This is a genomic window from Schleiferilactobacillus perolens DSM 12744, from assembly GCF_001435585.1.
In the GTDB taxonomy this organism is placed as follows: domain Bacteria; phylum Bacillota; class Bacilli; order Lactobacillales; family Lactobacillaceae; genus Schleiferilactobacillus; species Schleiferilactobacillus perolens.
On the sequence record NZ_AZEC01000003.1, the window covers coordinates 275355 to 297502 of the forward strand.

Here is a 22148-nt window from a genome sequence, read left to right on the forward strand (position 1 = left end):
ACCACTGAGCCCCATCCACCCTCCGGTTGCTCCGCATTGGCACTAGTCATAGATGACATTCAGAGACAGTGCATTCTTCGAAATGAAATGCAGGCCACCCTTAGTCAATATTATTAAGCAGTAACAGCTACCTTTTTGTCGTTAGCCACGCGGTTTTGGTGGTTTTGAACGATTAGGTCGGCGATGCCTTTGGCGATGTTGAGGTTTTTAAGCAGCGGGCCGTGGGAGTAGCTGCCGATGACGTTTTTATAGCGCATGCCTTCGACGCCATCTTCGGGGTTGTTGCCGTAGCCTTCCACCATGGTGCCGAAGGGTTTAAGCTTTTCTTTGTCGTCAAAATAAGTCCGGCCAGAGTGATTTTCGAAGGCTTGAGCGGGACCGAATTGGGTGATGAATTTGGTATCCCCAATCATGCGGGCATCGGCCTTGAAGACAGTGTGCAAAGGGAGGATGTTAAGGCAGTTGATGACGGTTCCATCGCTCATCTTGTAATAGGTACCCAAGAATTGATAGCCGCCACAGATGCACAGCATGGGTTTGCCGGCTTCAATGTAATTCTTGATGGTTTCACGATGCCGTTGCAAATCCTTAGCCACCACTGTTTGTTCAAAGTCTTGGCCGCCGCCAAAGAATAGGAAGTCGTAATCGTTGGCGTTGAATTCATCGCCTAGACTGACATTGGTCACGGTGGTGTCATATCCGCGCTCCTTCAGCAAATAGCGAAGAATTTTGACATCGCCGGAATCACCGTAAGTATTCATCAAGTCTTCGTATAAATACGCGATTTTGATTGGTTCTGACATGTGGTGCCTGCCTCCTTAACGTTTCTACATTGATTGTACTCTATCACGAATTCCCCCGCGATGCACTTGAGGCGCACTCGTTATAGGGATTGACCAAAAAGTACGGATAGCCCAGTGCTCAAATCGCTGGCAGAAATGTGGAACAGCCAGGCCAGCACGTCTTGCCAAATGGCCTGGGATTGAACCAGCAACCATTGGGCGATGGAAGAGTTCAAAATTTGGATTTGGATATCATTGTTTGGCCAATGACTGAGCACGGCCAAAGTTAGGGTGATAAAAATGACTGTGACCAGGAGGCTAAGCGCCGCACCTAAGAGAGCATTGATCTGGTGAATCACTGGGAAATGCGTGACCCAGCGGGTTTTGCGGGTGATCCACCAGATGAATAGTCCGCCCAGCGTCATGATTAAGTAAAATGCGATGACGTTGCCCGCGGCACCAGCAAAAGCAGTGTCAGCGGGATGGTTTTGACTCCATACGCTGCCCAGCCATTGGCCAAGAGGTTTGTTATACCACCAGGCGATAAAGAACACGATTAGGGAACCGATTAAATGGAAGAGTTGGGCGACAATCCCGCGAGACCAGCCGCGCACGATGGCAAAAACGAAAATAAGCACGAGGACAATGTTAATCAGCATAGCCAAATTCCTTTCTTTGGTTGCTTCCTTATTGCACCACGAAATGTACTTCGGTAAAAGGGACCTAGGACCGATGAACTCCCCAGTCGTTCGCACTCTCTTGCATGAAACTTCTTTCCTGTTAGAATGAAAGTTGCAAGACTATATCGAAAGAGAAGATGGCAGTATGGAATTAGCAGGTAAGAAGATCGCCTTTGACGACGATCTGAGTGATGCTCAGTTGGCGGATTTGCACACTCATTATCTAAAGTTGTTGAAGGTATTAAAGCAGTTCGAATTTAAGGACAAAGATCGTCAACTGCAAGTCCTTTACCAAGAACCAGACAATACGCACACTTATGAATCTGGCTATTTCACACTGCAGATCCGGCATTTCGGTGATCAGTATCGTTTTGACGAATACAATATTACATTGAACAATCGCAGTGTGTTTAACGACAGCCCGGATGAATATGTGGTGCAGTTATCCAAGCACGATAACTGGCAGCAGATCGACGATGAGGCGGTTGAGCATGCCAAGAAGTGGGTTGACGAGATGAACGAAGAGGCTAAGAAGGATAAGAGCAAGCCGAATCGGGAGTTAACGGCTGACTAGAGGGTAGAGGGCGCAGCCGACCGGTTAGAAGCGGCGTCAGAAGGCAGGACCGGCAGAAAAACCCGTACTTAGGTTTTTTTGCCGGTCCTGCCTTCTGACATAGCTTCTGGTCGGCGGAGCCCGTTTGCGGGGAGTACAGAAAACCCGGTCTTAGGTTTTATGCCCGCCCGCTCTTATCTCCTAGCTTCTGGTCGGCGGAGCCCGTTTACGAAAAACAACGCGATTAAAAAGGGCGGCATCCTGTTCAAAATCAGGGAGCCGCCTTTTTATATGTCTTATTTTTGCTGACTCAACGTCTCCTCACGATCAGCTCGCCAATTGACATAACGGGCCAACGCAAAGAAATAGTCAGACAACCGGTTAACATAATGTAAGACGGGTGCCGGTAGCGATTGGCCGTGGTCGTTAAGCTCGTCCACAGCTCGTTCGGCGCGGCGAGCGATTGTGCGGGCGTATTGTAAAGCAGCCGCCACAGGGGTCCCACCAGGAAGGATGAAAGCTTTAATCGCTGGCATCGCCGCCATCATTTTATCGATGGACTGTTCCAAGGCCGCGACGTCGCTTTCCCGGATTGTATCGTGGCGGGGGACGCTGATATCAGCTTGCAGTTCATAGAGCTGGCGTTGCAAGTCTTGGAGGGTGGGGACTACCCATGCAGTATCAGTGGGAGCGATGGCGGCGACATAGCCCAGCCAAGAATCCAACTCGTCCAGGTTCCCCAGCGCCGTAATTTGCGGATCATACTTAGGCACAAACTGTCCGGTCATTTGCCGGGTGGTGCCTTTGTCGCCAGTTTTCGTATATATCTTCAATCTTTAGACCTCCCGTTCCCAATATTTTTTCAACGTGATGGTCAGCGGCTTTATCAATAATGGATAAAACAGGAGATTGCCCACGGCATGGTAAGCATCGAAGGGAATCCCCGCTAAGTAATACGCCCAAAAACCAACACCCCCGAGGCTGCCAATCGCCGCCATACCAATGGAGATCAGGAAACCGTAGACAAACCCCAGTGCGGTGGCAATCACCAACTGCAACCAAAACCACCGGGTCAGCGGCAACAGCCATTTCACCAAAGCCACCAGCAAGATGCATAGCGCATAAGCACCAATCTGGGGCAAAGTCCACAAACCGAACCCCAAAAAGATGTTGGAAATGACCATCGTGCTGACGGCCAGCAGCAAACCGGCACTGACGCCTAATAAAAGCGTGACGATCATCAAAATATCAGTCACCGGTTGCACGTTAGGGAATGGGATCTTCACGATGCGCAGGGCGACACAGAGCGCAGTCAAAATGCCTAGCAGGGTAACTTGCCGCGTCCTATTCCGGGCAGTGGTCATTCATCATCACCTATTTCGTCGGCGTCAGCGAAAAGACGATCTTATCCTTATTGGCTACCTTGGTTTGAGTCACACCTTTGGTTGCGGACTTACCATTGACCGTATACAGCCAATATGTCTTCTTCACTGGATTCTGACTTTTGCCATCAATCGTCGTGACAAAACCCTTGGACTGCTTCACAGTCCAAGCCTTCTCTAACCCAGTCAGTACTGTCGCCGTTTTCTTCACTGTCACCGTCTTTTTAGCAAACTGCTTATTATTCTGTTTCAACGTATACGTCACGGTCGCTGTATTCTCAGTGCTGCTCTTCTTAGCTGCATTCGAACTGGCCGTTGAACACCCTGCCAATAAAAGGGTGAAGGTCATCGCAATCGTCAATAACCGGAAAAACTTCTTAATCACAAAAAATCACTCCTCTGTATCGTTTACTTATCAGTCGGCTTTGGCATGGCGGTAGTGGACTGGACCATTACCGAAACTTGTGTAACCGGTCGGCTCCGCCCTCTCTACTTTACCGGGCATGCCCGCCTAGTGCAATCTGTCTTGACCACCAGTCCAATAGTCCCTTGATCATAGTCCCCATCCTGTTAATGACAACTCCTTCAATAAAGAATTGCAAAGCAGACTAGATATAGTATATTGATTGCTGCTTTACATCAATATGTTGTGGTTAGAAAAAATGTATTTCCTCTTTCTTGGCGTTTGTATCTACCTATTAATGCGGTTAAACTGGTAACGAAATACTTAATCGAAAGAAGTGATCGTCATGGCTTTTCAGATCCGCATTGCTGAACCCTCAGATGCTCATGCGCTGGCCCCGATTTATCAATATTACGTGGATCACACGGTGGTCACCATGGACTGTACCGCACCCAATGCCACCACCTTTGCCTATCGGATGACCCAAAACCTGACCCGCTACCCGTATTTAATTGCCATTACAGAAGATAATGACGTACTCGGTTACGCCTACGCTGGGGCCTACAGTCTTCGGACTGGGTATGACTGGTCTGTGGAACTGGCCATTTATGTGCGGCATGACGATCTGACCCATGGCGTCGGCAGTGCCCTCTACGACATGATGGCCAAAATACTGACGATGCAGCATGTGGTCAATGTCAGTGCCTGTATCACAGCCAATAATGCGCGCAGTTTGGATTTTCACACAAGCCGCGGTTTTACCCAGGCAGCCGTCTTCCCCCATTTTGCCTACAAGTTCAGCCAATGGTGGGACATCATCTGGTTAACGAAACAATTGCGTGCAGGCAATCAAGCCCTCGCCGCATTTGTGCCGTTTAGCACACTGCGCCAGCGCCCCGGTTTTCGCCTGCCCAAGCAGCCCTAAACCCCTTGCAATTCAAGGCGCAGTCATGTAAAGTTGAGGAATGTGGAACATTCTGTGTTTCACGGTAAAGCCAGCAGCGGAGGATAAAAATGACCCCGGAAAATTTTCAAGCACAATTGGCTACGAACGGTGTTTCGTTATCGGCGGACCAAATAGCAGCCTTTCATCGATATTACCAATTATTGGTCCAAGCCAATGAAAAAATGAACCTCACCGCCATTACGGCGGAGGGCGAGGTGTATCTGAAACACTTCTTTGATTCATTGACCCTGGTTCAGGCCGTTCCTGAATTACAAACGAACCCGTTGAGCGTACTGGATGTGGGCTCTGGAGCTGGGTTGCCTGGTATTCCGCTGAAGATCGCTTTTCCGCAATTATCTTTAACAATTTTGGATTCTCTCCAAAAACGCATTAATTTCTTGAACGATGTCGTTGCCGAGTTGGACCTGACGCCAGTCGCCTTAATCCACGCTCGCGCGGAAGATGCCGGGAATCAGCGCAGTCAATACCGGGAAGCTTTTGACGTCGTGACTGCGCGTGCAGTGGCCCCGTTGAACGTGTTAGCAGAGCTCACGGTACCCTTTGTGAAGCCGGGCGGTATTTTTGTGGCGATGAAGGGTAGTGGCGCCGCCGGCGAAGAAGCCGATGCCACCTATGCCCTCAATAAGTTAGGCGCCCATTTGGAAAACGATGTGGCTTTGACCTTACCTGAAGATGCCGGTGAGCGCCACATTTTGGTCTATCGCAAAACACGCCATACCCCGAAACGATATCCGCGGCGGGCGGGGACGCCGCATGCAGAACCATTAACGGCAGCAAAATCAGCCCCCATTACCAGAACACGAAAGTAGGCATTATATTTATGGCTTTTTCTTTCTTTAAAAAAAACGATCAGTCAAAAGAAAAACAGGCAGAACAAAATAAACAGACCGTGAATAAAGTGATCATGGTCCCGGTGGACGCGATTGTGCCCAACCGGTTTCAACCGCGCAAGACATTCAACGAAAGCCGGATTGCCGAGTTAGCGGGTACGATTAAGGATCACGGCCTGCTGCAGCCCATTGTATTGCGCGAGTATGAACCGCACCACTATGAAATCATTGCTGGTGAACGCCGCTTTCGTGCGGTGAAACAATTACAATGGCAAGAGGTACCGGCAATCGTCCAAAAAATGAATGACGAAGAAACGGCTTCAATGGCGTTGGTTGAGAATCTGCAACGGGAACAATTATCGCCCATTGAGCAGGCTCAGGCATATGCGGCTTTGATGAAGCTGAACGATTTGACCCAAGAATGTTTGGCCCAACAGTTGGGTAAGTCTCAATCTTTTGTGGCCAATAAACTGCGCCTGTTGAAGCTGTCAGAGGCTGCTCAAGAGGCCATCATGGATAGCGAGATCACCGAACGGCATGGCCGCGCGCTCTTGGCGTTGTCAGATATTCAGCAGCAGTTGGCGTTGCATAAAGTGCTGCAGGACAATCTCAACGTGAAAGAGACCGAAGAGTTAGTCGATCATTTATTACATCCAGAACCTGTCGCCCAGGGGATGGAAGCACCGGCTGAAATGGGTGATGCACCGGTTCCGGCTCAGGCGCCAGATGAGGGGAATGTGTCCGATAAGCCGACTGCGGCCAAACCGAAGACACGCAAACCGATCAGTGCGCATAATACAGATCCCCGGGTGGCCATCAATACGATCAAAAAATCTGTTGCCATGGTGCGTGAGGCCGGTATTCCGGTCACGATTCAAGAAAGCGATGATGCCGCTGGTCACCATATTACGATTACGGTGGCCACCAAAGAAGAATCAGCCGCCAAAAAATCATCTAAAGCATCAGCATCAGCAGAAAATGAAGCGTAAGGGGAGGGTGCCGGTTTGGCAAAAGTAGTGGCAGTAGCCAACCAAAAGGGCGGCGTGGGAAAAACGACGACCGCCATTAATTTGGGTGCCGCTTTAGCAGAAATGGGCAGCAAGGTCTTGTTGGTGGATATTGACCCTCAGGGGAACGCTACCAGCGGGGTCGGCATTGCCAAGAGCGACATCACCCATGATATTTATGAGGTACTGATTGACGAAGCGCCCCTGGCGCCCGCTATCAAACACACGTCTCGGACGGGTTTAGATATTGTACCGGCCACATTGCAACTGGCTGGGGCGGAAGTGGAGTTGACGACTCAAATTGCCCGAGAAACTAGGCTTAAAGGCGGTCTCGCGCCGGTGTTGGGCGATTATGATTATGTCTTAATTGATTGTCCCCCTTCATTGGGGCAGTTGGCGATTAATGGGTTCACGGCCTCCGACCAGATCCTGATTCCAGTCCAAAGCGAGTATTATGCATTGGAGGGCTTAGGCCAACTGTTGCAAACCATTGACCTAGTGCGCAAACACTTTAATCCAGATTTGGATATTTTGGGTGTATTAATGACGATGTTTGATGCCCGGACGAATTTGTCTGCGCAAGTGGTGAGCGAAGTGCAGCAACACTTTGCAAACAAGGTTTTCAAGACTGTGATCCCGCGGGCAACGCGGTTAGCAGAGGCTCCGAGCTTCGGGGAGTCGATTATTGATTATGATAGCAGTTCTCGGGGTGCAAAAGCCTATCGGGAATTGGCAAAAGAGGTGGTGCGCCGCTATGGCGATTAAGAAACGTAAAGGACTCGGCCGGGGCATTGATGCCCTGTTCGCCGATATGGATGCCGCCGATAAGGCGCAAGAAATGGTGGAAGAACTGCCGGTGGCGGATATTCGACCGAATCCGTATCAACCACGGCGACGGTTTACCGATGAGGGGTTGCAGGAACTGGCGCACTCAATCGTCCAAAATGGGGTATTACAACCGGTCATTTTGCGCAAAAGTGTCAACGGCTATGAATTGATCGCCGGTGAACGGCGCTTGCGGGCGTCTAAGATTGCCCAGAAGAAAACGATTCCAGCTATTATTCGGCAATTGGACGACAGCACCATGATGGAGGCGGCCATTTTGGAAAACTTGCAACGGGAAGACCTTAATCCGTTGGAAGAGGCCGAAGCCTATGACATGATGCTCAAACGCCTGCATCTGACGCAAGCAGAAGTCTCCGAACGGTTAGGCAAGAGCAGACCTTATATTGCCAACTATTTACGGATTCTGTCTTTGCCAACACCGGTGAAGAGCCAATTGGCGGATGGTACATTGTCCATGGGTCAAGCCCGGACACTTTTGGGCTTGAAAGACAAGACCCAGATTATTCCGGTGGCCAAAAAGACGATCAAAGAATCCTTGACTGTTCGCCAACTGGAAAAATTGGTCAGCGAAATGAATCACACACAACCGCAAAAGCGGACTGCCAAGCCCCACCGTTCCAAGTTTGTGGCGGCCACGGAGAAACAATTGCGGGAGAGGTTCCAAACCAAAGTGGCGATTCAGGAAGGCAAAGCCGGCAAGGGACGCATTGAAATTCCCTATGTTTCCACAGATGACTTGAACCGGATCCTGGATATGCTCTCGATCAGTTTAGACGACTAACGCATTGACGAAGGAGGCCAGAATGTGTTTGCCCTTGGTGATCTGGTACAAATGAAGAAACCTCATGCCTGTGGGACCAACCGCTGGGAAGTCTTGCGCCTGGGCATGGATATTCGGGTGAAATGTATGGGCTGTGGACACATGATTATGATGCCCCGCACAGAATTCACGAAGAAAATGAAGAAGGTTTTGGTTACTGCCGCGGCGGTGGATGTGGCTAATGAGCCCCATTATGTACAACCGCGGCCATTGGATGACACAAAGCCCTAAACCGGATTGCTCATCCACCGCAACGAATGATAATTGATGAAGGTAGGTAAATTTTGCAATGGCTTTAACAGCAGGTATCGTGGGTTTGCCCAATGTGGGCAAATCTACATTGTTCAACGCAATTACGAAGGCCGGGGCCGAAATGGCCAACTATCCCTTCGCGACCATTGACCCCAATGTGGGCATGGTCGAAGTACCCGACAAACGGTTAGCCCGGATTGATGAGATTATTCCGGCTAAAAAAATTGTCCACACCACGTTTGAATTCACGGATATTGCCGGGATTGTCAAAGGCGCCAGCAAGGGTGAGGGCCTTGGTAACAAGTTCTTGGAGAACATTCGCCAAGTGGACGCCATCGTCCATGTTGTGCGGGCGTTTGATGATGATGATATCACCAGCGTCACCGGCAAAGTGGATCCGGTGGACGACATTGAAACCATCAACTTGGAATTGAGTATCGCCGATCTGGACTCCGTGAACAAGCGGTATTCCAAGGTTGAAAAAGTGGCTAAGACCCGGGATAAGGCAGCCCTCGCCGAGTTTGCGGTTTTGCAAAAGATTAAGCCTGTCCTTGAAGAGGGCGGTTCAGTCCGGTCCATCGAATTCAACAAGGATGAGCAAAAGATCGTGAAGGGGTTGTTCCTGCTCACCGCCAAGCCGGTGCTCTATGTGGCCAACATCGCCGAAGACGACATGGCCGACCCAGATCAATCCAAGTATTATCAAGCTGTAAAAGATTACGCAGCCAAAGACAATGCGGAAGCCATTGCAATTTCTGCCAAAACAGAAGAAGAAATCGCTGAATTACCCGATGCGGATAAGCAGGACTTCTTGGAGGCAGAGGGCGTCGAAGAATCCGGTTTGGATCGCTTGATCCGGGCGTCTTACCACTTGCTGGGCCTGGCTACCTTCTTCACCGCTGGTGGTCCTGAAACCCGAGCATGGACATTCCACAAAGGCATGAAGGCACCGCAAGTGGCTGGGGTCATTCATTCCGACTTTGAACGAGGCTTCATTCGGGCTGAAACTGTTTCATTCAGTGATTTAGATAAGTATGGTTCCATGGAAGCCGTCCGCAAAGCCGGCCGGTTACGGTTGGAAGGTAAAGAATATCTGGTACAAGATGGCGACATCATTGAGTTCCGGTTCAACGTTTAATGCGTAGCAATGAGGAGAGTGTGCAATTGGATCCACGGGAACGTAACGCCCAAGCCCACGATAAGCAACAGGAGCGGGTGGCAAATTCAAGTAAACTAGAAGAAATGGACAAACAGATCGATACCATGAGTGTGCAAGAAATCACCGATAACTTGTCCAAACGAAATAGCGATTATGTCTTCAAGATGCGGAAGTTATTAAGCGATGAGGGCTATTCAGACCAAAAGATTGATACAGAAATGGCGCCGCTGCTGCCGGATATTTTGAAGGCCCAGCGCCGCGGCACACCGGCCAACCAGTTGTATGGTGCGCCCACAGTGAAAGCCAACAGTATCATTCATAAACCGGCGCCGGTTCAAAAGACGCCATTCTGGAAGAAACTCACGGACAGCACTTTGATGTTTATGGGCGCTTTAGCAGGGATGTACGGCATCGTGGGTATGTTTACCAAGACATCCAGCGCCACCAATCGATCCACCGGGGGGTTGATCAGCATCATTATGATCTCTATCATCTGGGGTTTTGCGTTGACTAAATTGAATGACTATATGCGCATTCCCAAGGGTGAACGACCTAAGATGGGCAAGACAATTGTTTACGTCATGTTTGTGATCGTTGTCGTTTTCGCTGTGTTGGGACTGGCACCATTTATTCCGGCTGTGATCAATCCGATCCTGCCGCCAATAGGGCTGATTATTTTTGCAGCCATTGCTTTGGGTGGCCGGTATGTATTCCGCCGTTATTTCCACGTCAAAGACTCGATTTTCGCGCCGAGCTTACCGCCGCGGCCAAGCAAATAATTATGGATTAACAATTAACGAACGATTACATTTCATATGCAATCGTTCGTTTTTTATTTATCAATGCAGTGTTGACAATTCGAATTGTTCCTGTTATTCTACAAGGTAAAAATTTCTGGAGGTATAGTCGATGTCTAATTGGGATACCAAGTTTGCCAAAGAAGGGTTAACGTTCGACGATGTGTTATTGATTCCGGCGGAAAGCCATGTGTTACCGCGGGATGTGGATTTGTCCGTACAGTTGGCTGATAACCTGAAGCTGAACATTCCGGTTCTTTCGGCCAGTATGGATACCGTGACAGAAGCCCCGTTGGCCATCGCCATGGCCCGGCAGGGCGGCTTGGGGGTCATTCACAAGAACATGACCATCACGGCCCAAGCGGACCAAGTGCTGCAAGTTAAGCGTAGTGAGAGCGGCGTCATCACTGATCCGTTCTTCTTAACCGCAGATCGGCCGGTGCTAGCCGCCGATACCTTGATGCAAAAGTATCACATCTCCGGCGTGCCCATCGTGGACAACGAAGAATCTCGCCAATTGATCGGCATCGTCACCAACCGGGACCTGCGTTTTGTCGATGACTACTCTGTCACCATCGATAGCGTCATGACTAAAGACCGCTTGGTGACTGCACCAGTCGGGACTTCTTTAGACGAAGCAGAACTGATTCTCCAGAAACATCGGATCGAAAAATTGCCGTTGGTTGATAACGATGGCCGCCTCAGCGGGTTGATCACGATCAAGGATATTGAAAATGTGAAAAACTATCCCCAGGCTGCCAAAGATAGTCACGGCCGCCTGCTTGCTGCTGGTGCTGTCGGAGTGACCAAAGACACAATGGAACGGACCAGCGCACTGTTTGAGGCAGGCGCGGATGCTGTCATCATCGACACTGCCCATGGTCACTCCGCTGGTGTGTTGAAGAAGATTCAGGAAATTCGGGCCGCTTTCCCGAACAAGACCTTGATTGCCGGGAATGTTGCCACCGCCGAAGGTACGGCCGCATTATTCGATGCTGGCGTCGATATTGTCAAAGTCGGCATCGGCCCCGGTTCGATCTGTACTACACGGATTGTTGCCGGTGTTGGGGTTCCCCAGATTACCGCCATTTATGACGCAGCTACAGAAGCCCGCAAACGCGGCAAGGCCATCATCGCCGATGGGGGAATCAAGTACTCCGGTGATATTGTCAAGGGCTTAGCTGCTGGTGGCTGGGCCGTCATGCTGGGCAGTATGCTGGCTGGCACCGACGAAGCTCCGGGCGAGTTTGAAATTTATCAAGGCCGCCGCTTCAAGTCCTATCGAGGCATGGGTTCCTTAGCAGCCATGGCCCAAGGCTCTTCTGATCGTTACTTCCAAAGCGGGGTGCACGAAACGAAGAAACTGGTGCCGGAAGGTATCGAAGGCCGGGTAGCAGCGAAGGGTGCTGTCGCTGATGTATTGTATGAAATGATGGGCGGCGTCCGGTCTGGCATGGGTTATGTGGGGGCGGAAAACTTGGCCAGCCTGCGGGACAACGCGCAATTTGTTCGGATCACGAACGCGGGCTTGCGGGAGAGTCATCCGCATGATGTGCAGATCACCAAGGAAGCACCGAATTATAGTCGGGCTTAATCTTTTAATAAACCGTTGTCTTATCGCAGGCAACGGTTTTTGTTTGCCTGCAAAACTAGGATACAATGGCAGTAACAGGGGAAGAGTTGTCCTTGCCGGCCGTGCCAATGCTCCGCAAGCTACGGTGGCAGGGGGGCTGGAACGCTGTGACGGCGCTTGAAGCCCGCAAAGTGCGCGGTCTTCAAGACGCCTAACCACATCCGCGCGCAAAAACCGCGTGCGGTGTGGTTTGCACGGCTGAGCCCCCTGCCACCTTCGCTTGCTCCGCATTGGCACTAGATATGTCACGATCCAATGTGCTTTTATCACATTCTTTATCTTGAATCTTGAAGGAGTGTTCAACATGGCTGAAGAAACAGACTTTCTACTGCGGCAGATTAAAGGTATTGCAGGGAGTATGGGGTATATTTTGGGTAAGCGCGCCGAGGGGGATCCGGAGTCGGCAGTGATTTTTCCGGCAGATAAGCCGCCGCTGCCCTACCAAGAGAGTTTTCGCAAGATGCTGACAGAGGAAGATTATCAGGGCGCCTTAAGCAAGTTTTTGAAGATTCAATATGCCATGGAAACCGATGAATATGTTAAATTGGGCCTGTGGCTGTATGATGCGTTGACGCGATTGACGCCAGAGAAGCGGGCGGCTGCGGGGATCACGATGACTGATTTGCAAAAAGGGCTGGATCGTTTGGCAGACATTGAGGGCGAGTGAAATTACTTGAGTCGTCTTCAGCTTTTCTTAATCTTGGTTTGCTATCATAAAAACAGTGATTTTATTCTAAGGTGAACGGAGTGCTTTTATGACCAAAATACTAATTGTGGATGACGATAAAGAAATTGTAGAATTGCTGAATATTTATGTAAAAAACGAGGGCTATGATTCTGTCTTGGCGTATTCCGGTAAGGAGGCAATGACCAAGCTGGCCACCAATCCCGATATTGGTCTGATGATCCTGGACATTATGATGCCCAACATGTCAGGTATCGATGTCATCAAAGAAGTGCGTAAAGATTCTCAGATTCCGATTATCGTCGTGTCTGCGAAGACTGCAGATATGGACAAGATTAAAGGGTTGATTACTGGTGCGGATGACTATGTGGCCAAGCCGTTCAATCCTTTGGAAGTGATGGCCCGGGTCAAGTCGCTGTTGCGGCGTTCTGCTGGTCAAGTGACCAATGATGAACCTGAAGATTTGTCTGTGGGACCGTTGAATATTAATAAGGATTCCCATGAAGTGACGACCCTTACGGGCAAAACAATCCAGTTGACCGCCTTGGAATTTGGCATTTTGTACTTACTCGCCAGCCACCCCAACCGCGTCTTTTCTGCCGATGAAATCTTTGAGCGCGTCTGGCAGCAGGAGTCGATTGTCAGTGCGAAGACGGTGATGGTGCACGTCAGTCACTTGCGGGACAAGATTGAAGAAGCGACAGATGGTGAGAAGGTCATTCAAACCGTCTGGGGCGTGGGCTACAAGGTCGAGGCTTAATGACTGGACAAAAAGTAAAATTAACTGCACGTGAAAAAAGTGAACTAATTATTGAAGGTATCGTGACCGTCATGATCATGATCCTCTTAAACTTTGCCGTCCTGGTCTTGTTTACCCAAATGGTGGGACGTTCCCAGCAAGTTCAAGATGGTATTTGGCTGCTTAAAATTGGTTTGAACCAAAATAACAATTTACAACTATGGAGTTGGCAATGGGTCTTTGTCGTCTTCATGGCGATTTTTGATGCCATTGTCGTCTGGTGGCGACTCATTCGACGGTACCATCAAATTCAGATGCGCCACGTCATTGTGGAATTGCACTACATTGCCGAGGGCCATCTGGGTCATCGGATTCCGTTTGTGGTTAAAACAGATTTGCAAAAGGTCATTGACTCGATCAATGCCTTAGTCGATTTCACCGTTCAGTCGATGGAGGAAGAACGGCAGATTGAAAAATCCAAAGATGAACTGATTTCTAACGTGAGTCATGACATTCGCACGCCCTTGACCTCGATTATCGGCTATCTGGGACTGATTGAAGACAAACAGTATCGATCCGAAGACGAGTTGCTGAAATATAGTCATACTGCCTACGTCAAATCGAAACAGATGAAAGTGTTGGTGGATGACTTATTTGAATATACCAAGGTCCGCCAAACCGGTACCCATTTGAATACTTCTGAGTTTTCATTGACGAATCTGCTGGAACAGTTGGCGGCCAGTTTTGAATTGGAAGCAGAGAAGAAAAATGTCGAGATTACTGTGACCACGAAACCCGATCCGCTGATTATGACGGCCGATCCGGAAAAACTGGTGCGGGTATTTAATAATTTACTGGTCAATGGATTGAAATATGGTAAAGGCGCCACTCATATTTGGCTTACTGCCGAAGCGCTGGGTCAAGAAATTATCATTAAAGTAGCCAATGACGGGCAAGAGATTCCGAACGATTCCCTGAGTCACTTATTTGACCGCTTTTATCGGGTAGAAGAGTCGCGATCCCAAGAGACTGGCGGTTCCGGTTTGGGGTTAGCCATTGCCCAAAGTATTGTGGCGCTGCACGGCGGCTATATTTATGCCACTTCAGACGCCAAGATGACCAGTTTCGTCATGTATCTGCCGATGGCACCGGGGAAAAAAGTGGAAAAACCCGCGGTCATTGCTCAACAGGAAGAACAGCACAAGGAAAACAGGAAGAGGAGTACTCATGTCTCAGCGTAACACTTGGCAGCCCGCGTTCATTGTTTGGTTAATGATTCTATTGACTGCCGTCGGTTTAGCGGCTCCCACAGTTCAAGCGGCCAGTAATGCGCCAGACATTCCGATTGCTGCCCGTTCTGGGGTCGTGTTTGATTTGACCAGCGGTAAGATATTGGCAGCTAAAGATGATAAAACGGCGTACCCTTTGGCGTCACTCACAAAGATCATGAGTTTATATTTGATCCGCGAAGCCATCAGTCATGGGCGTCTGCAGTGGGATGAGACGGTCACCCCCAATGCCGCAGAAATCAAACTGAGTCAAGATACAGCGCTGTCCAATGTACCATTGGCAAGCAAACCCTATACTGTTAAAGAACTCTATGATGCCGGGTGGATCTATTCTGCTAACGTGGCGGTGATGTTATTGGGCAACAAATTAGCTGGATCCCAGAAGGCGTTCATTCAAGAGATGCAAAACCATTTACATGAATGGGGTATCCGTGATGCCGCGATATATACCACTAGCGGCCTGAATAATAGTTTGATTCCCGAGAGTCTGCGGGTGGCGGATACACCTGCCGACGGGGAAAACAAGATGAGTGCTGCCGATATTGGTGTTGTGGTCCGGCATTTATTGACTGATTACCCCGCGGTATTGCAAGACACTGCCGTGGTTCATCGCAACTTTGCCGTCACTGCCACCCAGAACTTTGCCATGACCAATTGGAATGCGTTGTTGACTGGGAACTCTTTAGCCCAAAGCGATTTACCCATTGATGGGTTAAAAACAGGCACATCGGATTTGGCTGGTCAATGTCTGGTCGCCACCATGCCTTGGCGCGGGCGCCGGTTGGTCAGCGTGGTGATGCATGCCGATGGGGCGGTCACAGATAACAACAAACGTTTCACCGCGACGGCGGCATTATTACGGACCGTCGTCCAACAATGGCAGCCAGTCACATTAACAGCCAAGAATACCCAGTCGCAACGGGTGAAAGTCACTGATGGAAAACAAGCCACGGTGCCATTACAACTGAGTCAATCAGTGGTTGGCTGGCAGCGCAACGGGATTCTTGTGACACCAGTGGCCGCCGTGCCGAAGAAGCTGAGTCTTACTGCGCCGGTGACGAAAGGAAAACAGGTGGCCAGTATCAGTCTGCAAAATGATGCATTAGGCTATCTGCCCGGCGTCAAACAGGCAAATGTGTCGCTTGCGCCCACCAAGAATGTGGCAGAACTGAACGTGATTGAACGTTTCTTTGCGTGGTTAGGCCAACTCTTCTAATAATCTAGATCATAATTTGTCAAAATATGCATGTTTTCTCCCGAATTGTTGAAAAACGGGAGAGGGCGTGCTTTTTTAGTGCTTTTTGAAACTAATAGTGTATTTTCTTTCCCAGTGACATTGTGGTTTGTTACACTAGAGGAGAACGAGTCACGACGCGGTTGTACCGATTACGCGTTAATTGGTATGGACCAAAGCTGTAAGGCTTTTCGTGTACAGTTCTTGTCGTTTCTCTGTATAATCAACAGTGGGACTAAATGTGGGGATTTATTTGGGATTATCGGAATAATTTTTCAGTTGTTTAAGCTTCATGGGATGAGTCAATGAAGGAAAGGATGGGCGGTGTGCGAACAGATCTGACTAAATTAGAAGAGTTTGCGTATCTCTTTAACACCGGCACCTATTACCAGAGCTATGACGTATTGGGGTGCCGCCGAGTCGCCCCGCAGCAAGATACATTTCGTTTTACCGTGTGGGCCCCCCATGCCCAGGGGGTGGCGATCATGGGTGAGTTTACGGATTGGGAACCCACACTCAAATTGACCAAGCTGGCTAAGACCGGCTGGTGGGTTGGCGAGAGCGATGCGTGCAAAGTAAATGACCTATACAAGGTGGTCGTGACTCAAGCAGACGGTACACAAGCTGTTAAAATCGACCCCTATGCGTTAGGCTATGAGCATAAACCAGGTGATGCTTCAGTGGTGTTGGATCGACCTGTTTTCCAATGGCATGACAGCACTTGGTTAAAGAAGCGCCGCAGTCAAAATGTGTTCCACGATCCGATCAATATTTATGAAGTGCATTTCGGTTCCTGGCAGCGGCATGATGATGATTCGTATTTAACCTACGATGAGTTGGCGGATCACATGATTCCTTACTTACACAAGATGGGTTATACACATGTCGAGTTTATGCCGCTAATGGAACATTTGCTGGATGCTTCTTGGGGATATCAGTTGATGGGTTATTTTGCACCCACCAGCCGCTTTGGTTCTTTGGTGCAGTTCATGACCATGATTGACAAATTCCATCAAGCCAATATTGGGGTCATCATGGATTGGGTACCGGGGCATTTCATTCGTAATATGGATGCGCTGGCTGAGTATGATGGTACCCCCACATTCGAATACGCGGATCCTAACCGAGCAAACAATGTCCGGTGGGGATCTTGGAACTTTGATCTCGGCAAGGCCCAGGTGCAAAGCTTCCTGGTGTCCAGTGCGATGTACTGGCTGCAAGAGTGTCACTTGGACGGTTTGCGGGTCGATGCCGTGTCGAATATGTTGTATCTGGACTATGATGCCGGCAAAGAGGGCACCGTGAATAAGTATGGGAATAACAGCAATCTCGAGGGACTAGCATTTATCAGAAAGTTGAACACAGTGGTTTTCCAATATCATCCCGATATCTTGATGATTGCGGAAGAAGCCAGCGCGTTTCCCCACGTGACTGGGCCAGTCAATACCGGCGGCTTAGGGTTCAATTACAAATGGAACATGGGCTGGATGAACGATACGTTGAAATTCTTTGAGATGGATCCGCTTTACCGCAGAGATCACATGAACCTGTTGACGTTCAGCTTTATGTACATGCATGATGAACAGTTTATCCTGCCATTTTCCCACGACGAAGTGGTCCACGGTAAGAAGTCATTGATGCACAAGATGCCTGGGGATCGGTATAACCAATTTGCCAATCTGCGCACAATGTTTGTTTGGTTGATCGCCCATCCAGGGAAGAAGTTACTGTTCATGGGGAGTGAATGGGGCCAATTTCTGGAGTGGCGGTTCTGGAGTCAGCTGGAATGGAAAGATTTGCAGGATCCGATGAATCGGGCCATGCAGCATTTCACCGCCCACCTGAATCACTTGTACAAGCAAGACAAGGCTTTTTATGAACTTGACCATGATCCGGCAGGTATTCAGATTACGAATGCAGATGATCCACAAAGTGGGACATTAACATTCACCCGCCGCAGCAGCACCGCCGACGATTTCTTAGTATTTGCCTTCAATTTGGAGCCAATTCAAAAGGAACATTACCGGGTACCAGTACCGTTTGCCGGTCGCTATCGCGAATTACTGAATACCGAAATGAAAGAATATGGCGGGACGTGGACGAAGGATCAGGGTGAGTTCATGACCACCGGGGAGCCTTACAAGAGCGAACCCGATTCGGTGGAAGTGATCTTGCCCGCCATGAGTGCGTTGATCCTGACACCCGTGGCGGTCCATCCAGTGCTGTTGGATCACGATACCGCTAAAAAAACAGGATCTATTGGGAGTATTGGTCAGAAGGGAGAGAAGGAAGTTTAACTTCCGCAATCAATGAATACAGAAATGTTAGCAATGATTTTAGCCGGGGGCCAAGGGACTCGGCTAGGTAAATTGACCCGATTCACGGCGAAGCCGGCCGTACCGTTTGGCGGTCGCTATCGGATCATCGATTTTGCTCTGAGCAACTGTTCAAACTCTGGGGTCAACACAGTTGGGGTGGTGACCCAGTATCAACCATTGGAATTGAATGCCCACATTCAAAATGGGGCCAGTTGGGGACTGGCCGAAAAGAATGCCGGGGTCACGGTTTTACAACCTTATGCTTCCAGTGAAGGGGAGAAATGGTTCCAAGGCACTGCCCACGCCATTTATCAAAACATTGCGTATATCGACCTCTATTCACCGAAGTATGTCTTGATTCTTTCTGGGGACCACATTTACAAAATGGACTATGAAGCCATGCTGGCTTACCACAAAGCCCAGCATGCGTCATTAACGGTGGGTGTTTTACCGGTATCCATGGATGAAGCCCCGCGGTTTGGGATCATGAACACGGATGAAACCAACCGGATCGTCCAATTCGAAGAGAAACCCAAGCATCCCAAGAGCAACTTGGCCAGTATGGGGATTTACATCTTCAACTGGGCACCGTTGAAGAAGCTATTGATGGATAGTTACAGCACCGACGGCCGCATGGAAGACTTTGGTCATGATGTAATTCCGGCCTACCTGAATCGCAACGAACCCACTTATGCCTATGCATTCCATGGCTACTGGAAGGATGTCGGCACCATCAAGAGCCTTTGGCAGGCCAATATGGAGTTCCTGGAACCCGACAACCCATTAGACATTGACGATCGCAACTGGCGGATTTATTCCCGCAATGATGCATTACCACCCATGTTTATTACGGAAACTGCCAAAGTCCATCGTTCCATGGTGGTGGATGGTTGTTATGTGGCCGGCGAAGTGGATCACTCCGTGTTATCACAGAACGTCAAGATTGGCACTGGTTCCGTGATTAAAGATAGTATGATTATGCCCAACGCCGTGATTGGTAAGAATGTCACCATTGATCATGCCATCGTTGGCGAACGGGCCATCATTGGTGATGGCGGACAAGTGATCGGTTCAGACGACGACATTGCAGTAGTCGGATTCCAAGAAGTATTGGGCAGAATGGAGGAGGACAAATAATGCGTGAATCAGAGATGTGTGCAGTCATTGACTTGAACGAGCCAAGCCAAGATTTAGCGCCTTTAACCAATGAGCGGCCAGTTGGTACGATGCCGTTTGCCGGACGTTACCGGTTAGTTGATTTTCCGTTGTCAGCAATTTCGAATGCGGGGATTCGGACAGCAGGGATTTTCCTGCCCCGGTCTTCCCGTTCCGTGGAAGACCATATTCGGTCTGGTCAGGCGTGGGACTTAGACACCATTACCGGTGGTGTGTTCTCCTTCCCTTATGTGGCCACACGGGATTATTCCGATCCAGTCAACATTCATCGGTACTACGACAATTACCTCACTTTCTTAATTAAATCGAAGAGTCGTTACGTCTTTATTACCGGTGCCCGCAATGTATCCAACCTGGATGTGAATGCTTTGTTGCAGTTCCACCAGGCATCACCGAACCCCATTTCAGCTGTTTATCGCAGTGTACCCACCACTATGGCAGATCCTGATCAGGAGGGATTTGTTCTGGGCGAGGACAATGAAGTGATTGGGTTTGCCCCTAGTCATGAATTACCAGAACGGACGTCTGATCACACGAAACCCATCAGCATGCAAATGTATTTGACTCGGACGGATTACTTGATTGAACTGCTTAGTCGGGTGCAAAATTCCGGTGAATTCACCCGGTTGCCGCAACTCTTGCATGAGGAGATTGTGTCCGCCCAAGCGAATGCCTTCGAGTATACTGGCTATTGCGCAACGATTCATGACATTCAAAGTTACTACCAAGCAAATATGGATATGCTGAATGAAGAAAATTTCCATGCTTTACTCTTCAGCCAACGGGCCATTTTCACCAAGAACAAGAATGAAGCACCCACATACTTTGCACCAGAAGCAGATGTGTTGGGATCGTTACTGGGTACTGGTGGTCAAATTGAAGGGCAAGTTCGTCATTCCGTCCTCTTCCGGAACGTGACGGTGGAAGACGGCGCCCATGTGGCTGACAGCATCGTTATGCAAAGCTCTCATATCGGCAAGAATGCGATGCTTTCCTGCGTCATTATGGATAAAGGCTGCATCGTTGGTCCCAATGTGAAATTACAGGGAACGAGCAGTGCACCTATCGTACTTGCCAAGGGGACAACGATCCTCGACCAAGCCGCCGCGGAGGAGGTTTTGCAATCGTGAGTCAAACCAAGATTTTGTTTGCCGCCAGTGAAGGCGCTCCGTTTTTTAAAACCGGGGGATTAGGCGATGTGGCCTATGCATTGCCGAAGTCACTGGCGAGTCAGGGCGAAGATATTCGCGTTGTATTGCCCTACTACGAAAAGAAAATGCCGGAACAGTACAAGAAGCAATTGAAGTTCTTGGGCAGTTACGCGGTCAAAGTGGGTTGGCAAGACAAATATTGCGGTGTATTGACCCTGAAGTTAGGGCGGGTCCAGTATTATTTCATCGACAACGTTCAATACTTCGGTCGCGATGGCCTTTATGGCTATTGGGATGATGGAGAACGCTTCGGCTTCTTTGACATGGCTGTGCTGCAAATGCTCCAGTTCGTCGATTTCATTCCCGACATTCTTCATGTCAATGACTGGCAGACGGCGTTTATTCCCGTTTTGCTCCATGATAAATACAGTTGGATCAATCCATTGCGGAACATCCGCACGGTTTTAACCATTCACAACATTGAGTTCCAAGGCCAATATTCACCGGCTATTTTGGATAGTGTCTTTGCCATTGGCCGCCAGTTCTTTAACGGGACTGGTTTCGAACACGATGGTGCCGTGAACTACTTGGCGGGCGGTATTAACTTAGCCGACCGAGTGAATACAGTTTCACCCAGCTACGCTGAGGAGATCAAAACACCGGCGTTTGGCCATGGTTTGGATGGCGTTTTACGCTGGAATGCTTGGAAATTATCCGGCATTTTGAATGGTATCGACACAGAACTTTATAACCCGGCTACCGATGAGCACATTCCTTATCATTACTCCGCCAAAGATTTGGCAGGGAAGAAGAAAGACAAGCGTGCTTTGCAAAAAGAAGTTGGCTTGCCTCAAAGCAACGACCCGTTGTTCGTAATGGTGTCGCGGTTGACTCGGCAAAAGGGAGCCGACTTGTTGGTTGATGTCGTTGATCGTTTCCAACTGATGCACAATTGTCAGTTCATCATTCTCGGCACTGGGGATTACGATTTAGAAGAAGCTTTCAAACACGTCCAAATCCGTTATCCAGGTGCCTTCTCCGCTCAGATCCGCTTTGATCCAGTGTTGGCACAATCCATGTATGCCGGCGGCGATTTCTTCTTAATGCCGTCAGCGACGGAACCTTCTGGATTAGCTCAGATGATGGCGATGCGCTACGGCACCATCCCAGTGGTTCATGCCACTGGTGGTCTGCGCGATTCCGTGGTACCGTTCAACGAATATACACGTGAAGGGACTGGCTTTAGTTTCGAAGATTACCGGCCCGATGTCTTAGATAAGATGTTGAATTATGCCTTTGATGTGTATTCGAACCGGCCCAAGCTATACGCACAGTTGCAGCAAAATGCCATGGCTGAGAATTTTTCTTGGGCCAAGGCATCCAAGCAGTATGTCGCTTTGTACAATGAATTATTGCAGAAATAATGACAACGCGGCCCCGTTATT

General features: G+C 49.3%; 23 protein-coding genes. 18 read left to right on the forward strand and 5 right to left on the reverse strand.

Annotated features, from left to right (window positions below):
• Positions 1–113 precede the first annotated feature (113 nt).
• Both FD09_RS04995 and FD09_RS05000 read right to left on the reverse strand, forming a co-directional pair.
• On the reverse strand, positions 114–803 hold the full coding sequence (locus FD09_RS04995; RefSeq protein WP_057818951.1) for a type 1 glutamine amidotransferase: 690 nt from the start codon (positions 801–803) through the stop codon (positions 114–116).
• Positions 804–883: 80 nt separating this feature from the next.
• Positions 884–1441 (reverse strand): CvpA family protein, encoded by a 558-nt coding sequence (locus tag FD09_RS05000; RefSeq protein WP_057818953.1) that lies wholly within the window; start codon positions 1439–1441, stop codon positions 884–886.
• Positions 1442–1607: 166 nt separating this feature from the next.
• Here FD09_RS05000 and FD09_RS05005 point away from each other — a divergent pair, with 166 nt between their 5' ends.
• Complete coding sequence (locus tag FD09_RS05005) at positions 1608–2036, forward strand: hypothetical protein (RefSeq protein ID WP_057818954.1); 429 nt, start codon at positions 1608–1610, stop codon at positions 2034–2036.
• 275 nt (positions 2037–2311) lie between these two features.
• On the opposite strand, the gene FD09_RS05010 is transcribed toward FD09_RS05005, so the two are convergent.
• Genes FD09_RS05010 through FD09_RS05020 form a run of 3 tightly spaced genes read right to left on the reverse strand, consistent with a single transcriptional unit; the run spans position 2312 to position 3779 of the window.
• Positions 2312–2848 (reverse strand): cob(I)yrinic acid a,c-diamide adenosyltransferase, encoded by a 537-nt coding sequence (locus FD09_RS05010; protein ID WP_057818957.1) that lies wholly within the window; start codon positions 2846–2848, stop codon positions 2312–2314.
• 3 nt (positions 2849–2851) lie between these two features.
• On the reverse strand, positions 2852–3379 hold the full coding sequence (locus tag FD09_RS05015) for an ECF transporter S component (RefSeq protein WP_057818962.1): 528 nt from the start codon (positions 3377–3379) through the stop codon (positions 2852–2854).
• Positions 3380–3389: 10 nt separating this feature from the next.
• Positions 3390–3779 (reverse strand): DUF4430 domain-containing protein, encoded by a 390-nt coding sequence (locus FD09_RS05020; protein ID WP_420806839.1) that lies wholly within the window; start codon positions 3777–3779, stop codon positions 3390–3392.
• Positions 3780–4146: 367 nt separating this feature from the next.
• Here FD09_RS05020 and FD09_RS05025 point away from each other — a divergent pair, with 367 nt between their 5' ends.
• The 17 genes from FD09_RS05025 (at position 4147) to glgA (ending at position 22127) form a co-directional block, all read left to right on the forward strand.
• Positions 4147–4725, forward strand: a complete 579-nt coding sequence (locus tag FD09_RS05025) for a GNAT family N-acetyltransferase (RefSeq protein WP_057818965.1) — start codon at positions 4147–4149, stop codon at positions 4723–4725.
• An 89-nt stretch (positions 4726–4814) separates the two neighbouring features.
• Positions 4815–5576 (forward strand): 16S rRNA (guanine(527)-N(7))-methyltransferase RsmG, encoded by a 762-nt coding sequence (rsmG, locus tag FD09_RS05030; protein WP_057818967.1) that lies wholly within the window; start codon positions 4815–4817, stop codon positions 5574–5576.
• Between the two features lie 11 nt (positions 5577–5587).
• The gene (locus tag FD09_RS05035) at positions 5588–6586 is read left to right on the forward strand and encodes a nucleoid occlusion protein (RefSeq protein ID WP_057818969.1); all 999 of its coding nucleotides are present in this window, start codon (positions 5588–5590) and stop codon (positions 6584–6586) included.
• A gap of 15 nt (positions 6587–6601) precedes the next feature.
• A complete protein-coding gene (locus tag FD09_RS05040) occupies positions 6602–7369 on the forward strand; it encodes a ParA family protein (RefSeq protein WP_057818971.1) in 768 nt (255 codons plus the stop codon).
• Positions 7359–8231: a ParB/RepB/Spo0J family partition protein gene (locus FD09_RS05045; protein ID WP_057818973.1), complete on the forward strand. Its 873-nt coding sequence runs from the start codon at positions 7359–7361 to the stop codon at positions 8229–8231. The genes FD09_RS05040 and FD09_RS05045 overlap by 11 nt, the downstream gene beginning before the upstream one ends.
• Before the next feature lie 24 nt (positions 8232–8255).
• On the forward strand, positions 8256–8501 hold the full coding sequence (locus FD09_RS05050) for a DUF951 domain-containing protein (RefSeq protein ID WP_057818975.1): 246 nt from the start codon (positions 8256–8258) through the stop codon (positions 8499–8501).
• A gap of 58 nt (positions 8502–8559) precedes the next feature.
• Positions 8560–9660: a redox-regulated ATPase YchF gene (gene ychF / locus FD09_RS05055; protein WP_057818977.1), complete on the forward strand. Its 1101-nt coding sequence runs from the start codon at positions 8560–8562 to the stop codon at positions 9658–9660.
• A 26-nt stretch (positions 9661–9686) separates the two neighbouring features.
• On the forward strand, positions 9687–10460 hold the full coding sequence (locus tag FD09_RS05060) for a DUF1129 family protein (protein ID WP_057818979.1): 774 nt from the start codon (positions 9687–9689) through the stop codon (positions 10458–10460).
• A 130-nt stretch (positions 10461–10590) separates the two neighbouring features.
• Entirely contained in the window at positions 10591–12072 is a 1482-nt protein-coding gene (gene guaB / locus FD09_RS05065; protein WP_057818982.1) for an IMP dehydrogenase, read from the forward strand.
• Between the two features lie 343 nt (positions 12073–12415).
• Entirely contained in the window at positions 12416–12778 is a 363-nt protein-coding gene (locus FD09_RS05070; protein ID WP_057818984.1) for a hypothetical protein, read from the forward strand.
• A gap of 88 nt (positions 12779–12866) precedes the next feature.
• Positions 12867–13556 (forward strand): response regulator transcription factor CroR, encoded by a 690-nt coding sequence (gene croR, locus FD09_RS05075; protein WP_057818986.1) that lies wholly within the window; start codon positions 12867–12869, stop codon positions 13554–13556.
• Positions 13556–14776 (forward strand): sensor histidine kinase, encoded by a 1221-nt coding sequence (locus tag FD09_RS05080; RefSeq protein WP_057818988.1) that lies wholly within the window; start codon positions 13556–13558, stop codon positions 14774–14776. Before croR ends, FD09_RS05080 begins: the two co-directional genes overlap by 1 nt.
• Complete coding sequence (locus tag FD09_RS05085) at positions 14763–16040, forward strand: serine hydrolase (RefSeq protein ID WP_057818991.1); 1278 nt, start codon at positions 14763–14765, stop codon at positions 16038–16040. The genes FD09_RS05080 and FD09_RS05085 overlap by 14 nt, the downstream gene beginning before the upstream one ends.
• Before the next feature lie 323 nt (positions 16041–16363).
• Entirely contained in the window at positions 16364–18355 is a 1992-nt protein-coding gene (glgB, locus tag FD09_RS05090; RefSeq protein ID WP_083487550.1) for a 1,4-alpha-glucan branching protein GlgB, read from the forward strand.
• Positions 18356–18367: 12 nt separating this feature from the next.
• On the forward strand, positions 18368–19513 hold the full coding sequence (locus FD09_RS05095) for a glucose-1-phosphate adenylyltransferase (protein ID WP_057818993.1): 1146 nt from the start codon (positions 18368–18370) through the stop codon (positions 19511–19513).
• Positions 19513–20682 carry a glucose-1-phosphate adenylyltransferase subunit GlgD gene (gene glgD / locus FD09_RS05100; protein ID WP_057818994.1) on the forward strand — a complete coding sequence of 390 codons (1170 nt, stop codon included), beginning with the start codon at positions 19513–19515 and terminating at the stop codon, positions 20680–20682. Before FD09_RS05095 ends, glgD begins: the two co-directional genes overlap by 1 nt.
• Positions 20679–22127: a glycogen synthase GlgA gene (gene glgA / locus FD09_RS05105; RefSeq protein ID WP_057818996.1), complete on the forward strand. Its 1449-nt coding sequence runs from the start codon at positions 20679–20681 to the stop codon at positions 22125–22127. The genes glgD and glgA overlap by 4 nt, the downstream gene beginning before the upstream one ends.
• The last annotated feature ends 21 nt before the right edge of the window (positions 22128–22148 follow it).

What these genes read in the sequence shown, in the direction of transcription:
- FD09_RS04995 (WP_057818951.1), bottom strand. Translation starts at nt 803, where the DNA reads ATGTCAGAACCAATCAAAATCGCGTATTTATACGAAGACTTGATGAAT.
- FD09_RS05000 (WP_057818953.1), bottom strand. Translation starts at nt 1,441, where the DNA reads ATGCTGATTAACATTGTCCTCGTGCTTATTTTCGTTTTTGCCATCGTG.
- FD09_RS05005 (WP_057818954.1), top strand. Translation starts at nt 1,608, where the DNA reads ATGGAATTAGCAGGTAAGAAGATCGCCTTTGACGACGATCTGAGTGAT.
- FD09_RS05015 (WP_057818962.1), bottom strand. Translation starts at nt 3,379, where the DNA reads ATGACCACTGCCCGGAATAGGACGCGGCAAGTTACCCTGCTAGGCATT.
- FD09_RS05025 (WP_057818965.1), top strand. Translation starts at nt 4,147, where the DNA reads ATGGCTTTTCAGATCCGCATTGCTGAACCCTCAGATGCTCATGCGCTG.
- rsmG (WP_057818967.1), top strand. Translation starts at nt 4,815, where the DNA reads ATGACCCCGGAAAATTTTCAAGCACAATTGGCTACGAACGGTGTTTCG.
- FD09_RS05035 (WP_057818969.1), top strand. Translation starts at nt 5,588, where the DNA reads ATGGCTTTTTCTTTCTTTAAAAAAAACGATCAGTCAAAAGAAAAACAG.
- FD09_RS05045 (WP_057818973.1), top strand. Translation starts at nt 7,359, where the DNA reads ATGGCGATTAAGAAACGTAAAGGACTCGGCCGGGGCATTGATGCCCTG.
- ychF (WP_057818977.1), top strand. Translation starts at nt 8,560, where the DNA reads ATGGCTTTAACAGCAGGTATCGTGGGTTTGCCCAATGTGGGCAAATCT.
- guaB (WP_057818982.1), top strand. Translation starts at nt 10,591, where the DNA reads ATGTCTAATTGGGATACCAAGTTTGCCAAAGAAGGGTTAACGTTCGAC.
- FD09_RS05070 (WP_057818984.1), top strand. Translation starts at nt 12,416, where the DNA reads ATGGCTGAAGAAACAGACTTTCTACTGCGGCAGATTAAAGGTATTGCA.
- croR (WP_057818986.1), top strand. Translation starts at nt 12,867, where the DNA reads ATGACCAAAATACTAATTGTGGATGACGATAAAGAAATTGTAGAATTG.
- FD09_RS05080 (WP_057818988.1), top strand. Translation starts at nt 13,556, where the DNA reads ATGACTGGACAAAAAGTAAAATTAACTGCACGTGAAAAAAGTGAACTA.
- FD09_RS05085 (WP_057818991.1), top strand. Translation starts at nt 14,763, where the DNA reads ATGTCTCAGCGTAACACTTGGCAGCCCGCGTTCATTGTTTGGTTAATG.
- glgB (WP_083487550.1), top strand. Translation starts at nt 16,364, where the DNA reads ATGAAGGAAAGGATGGGCGGTGTGCGAACAGATCTGACTAAATTAGAA.
- FD09_RS05095 (WP_057818993.1), top strand. Translation starts at nt 18,368, where the DNA reads ATGAATACAGAAATGTTAGCAATGATTTTAGCCGGGGGCCAAGGGACT.
- glgD (WP_057818994.1), top strand. Translation starts at nt 19,513, where the DNA reads ATGCGTGAATCAGAGATGTGTGCAGTCATTGACTTGAACGAGCCAAGC.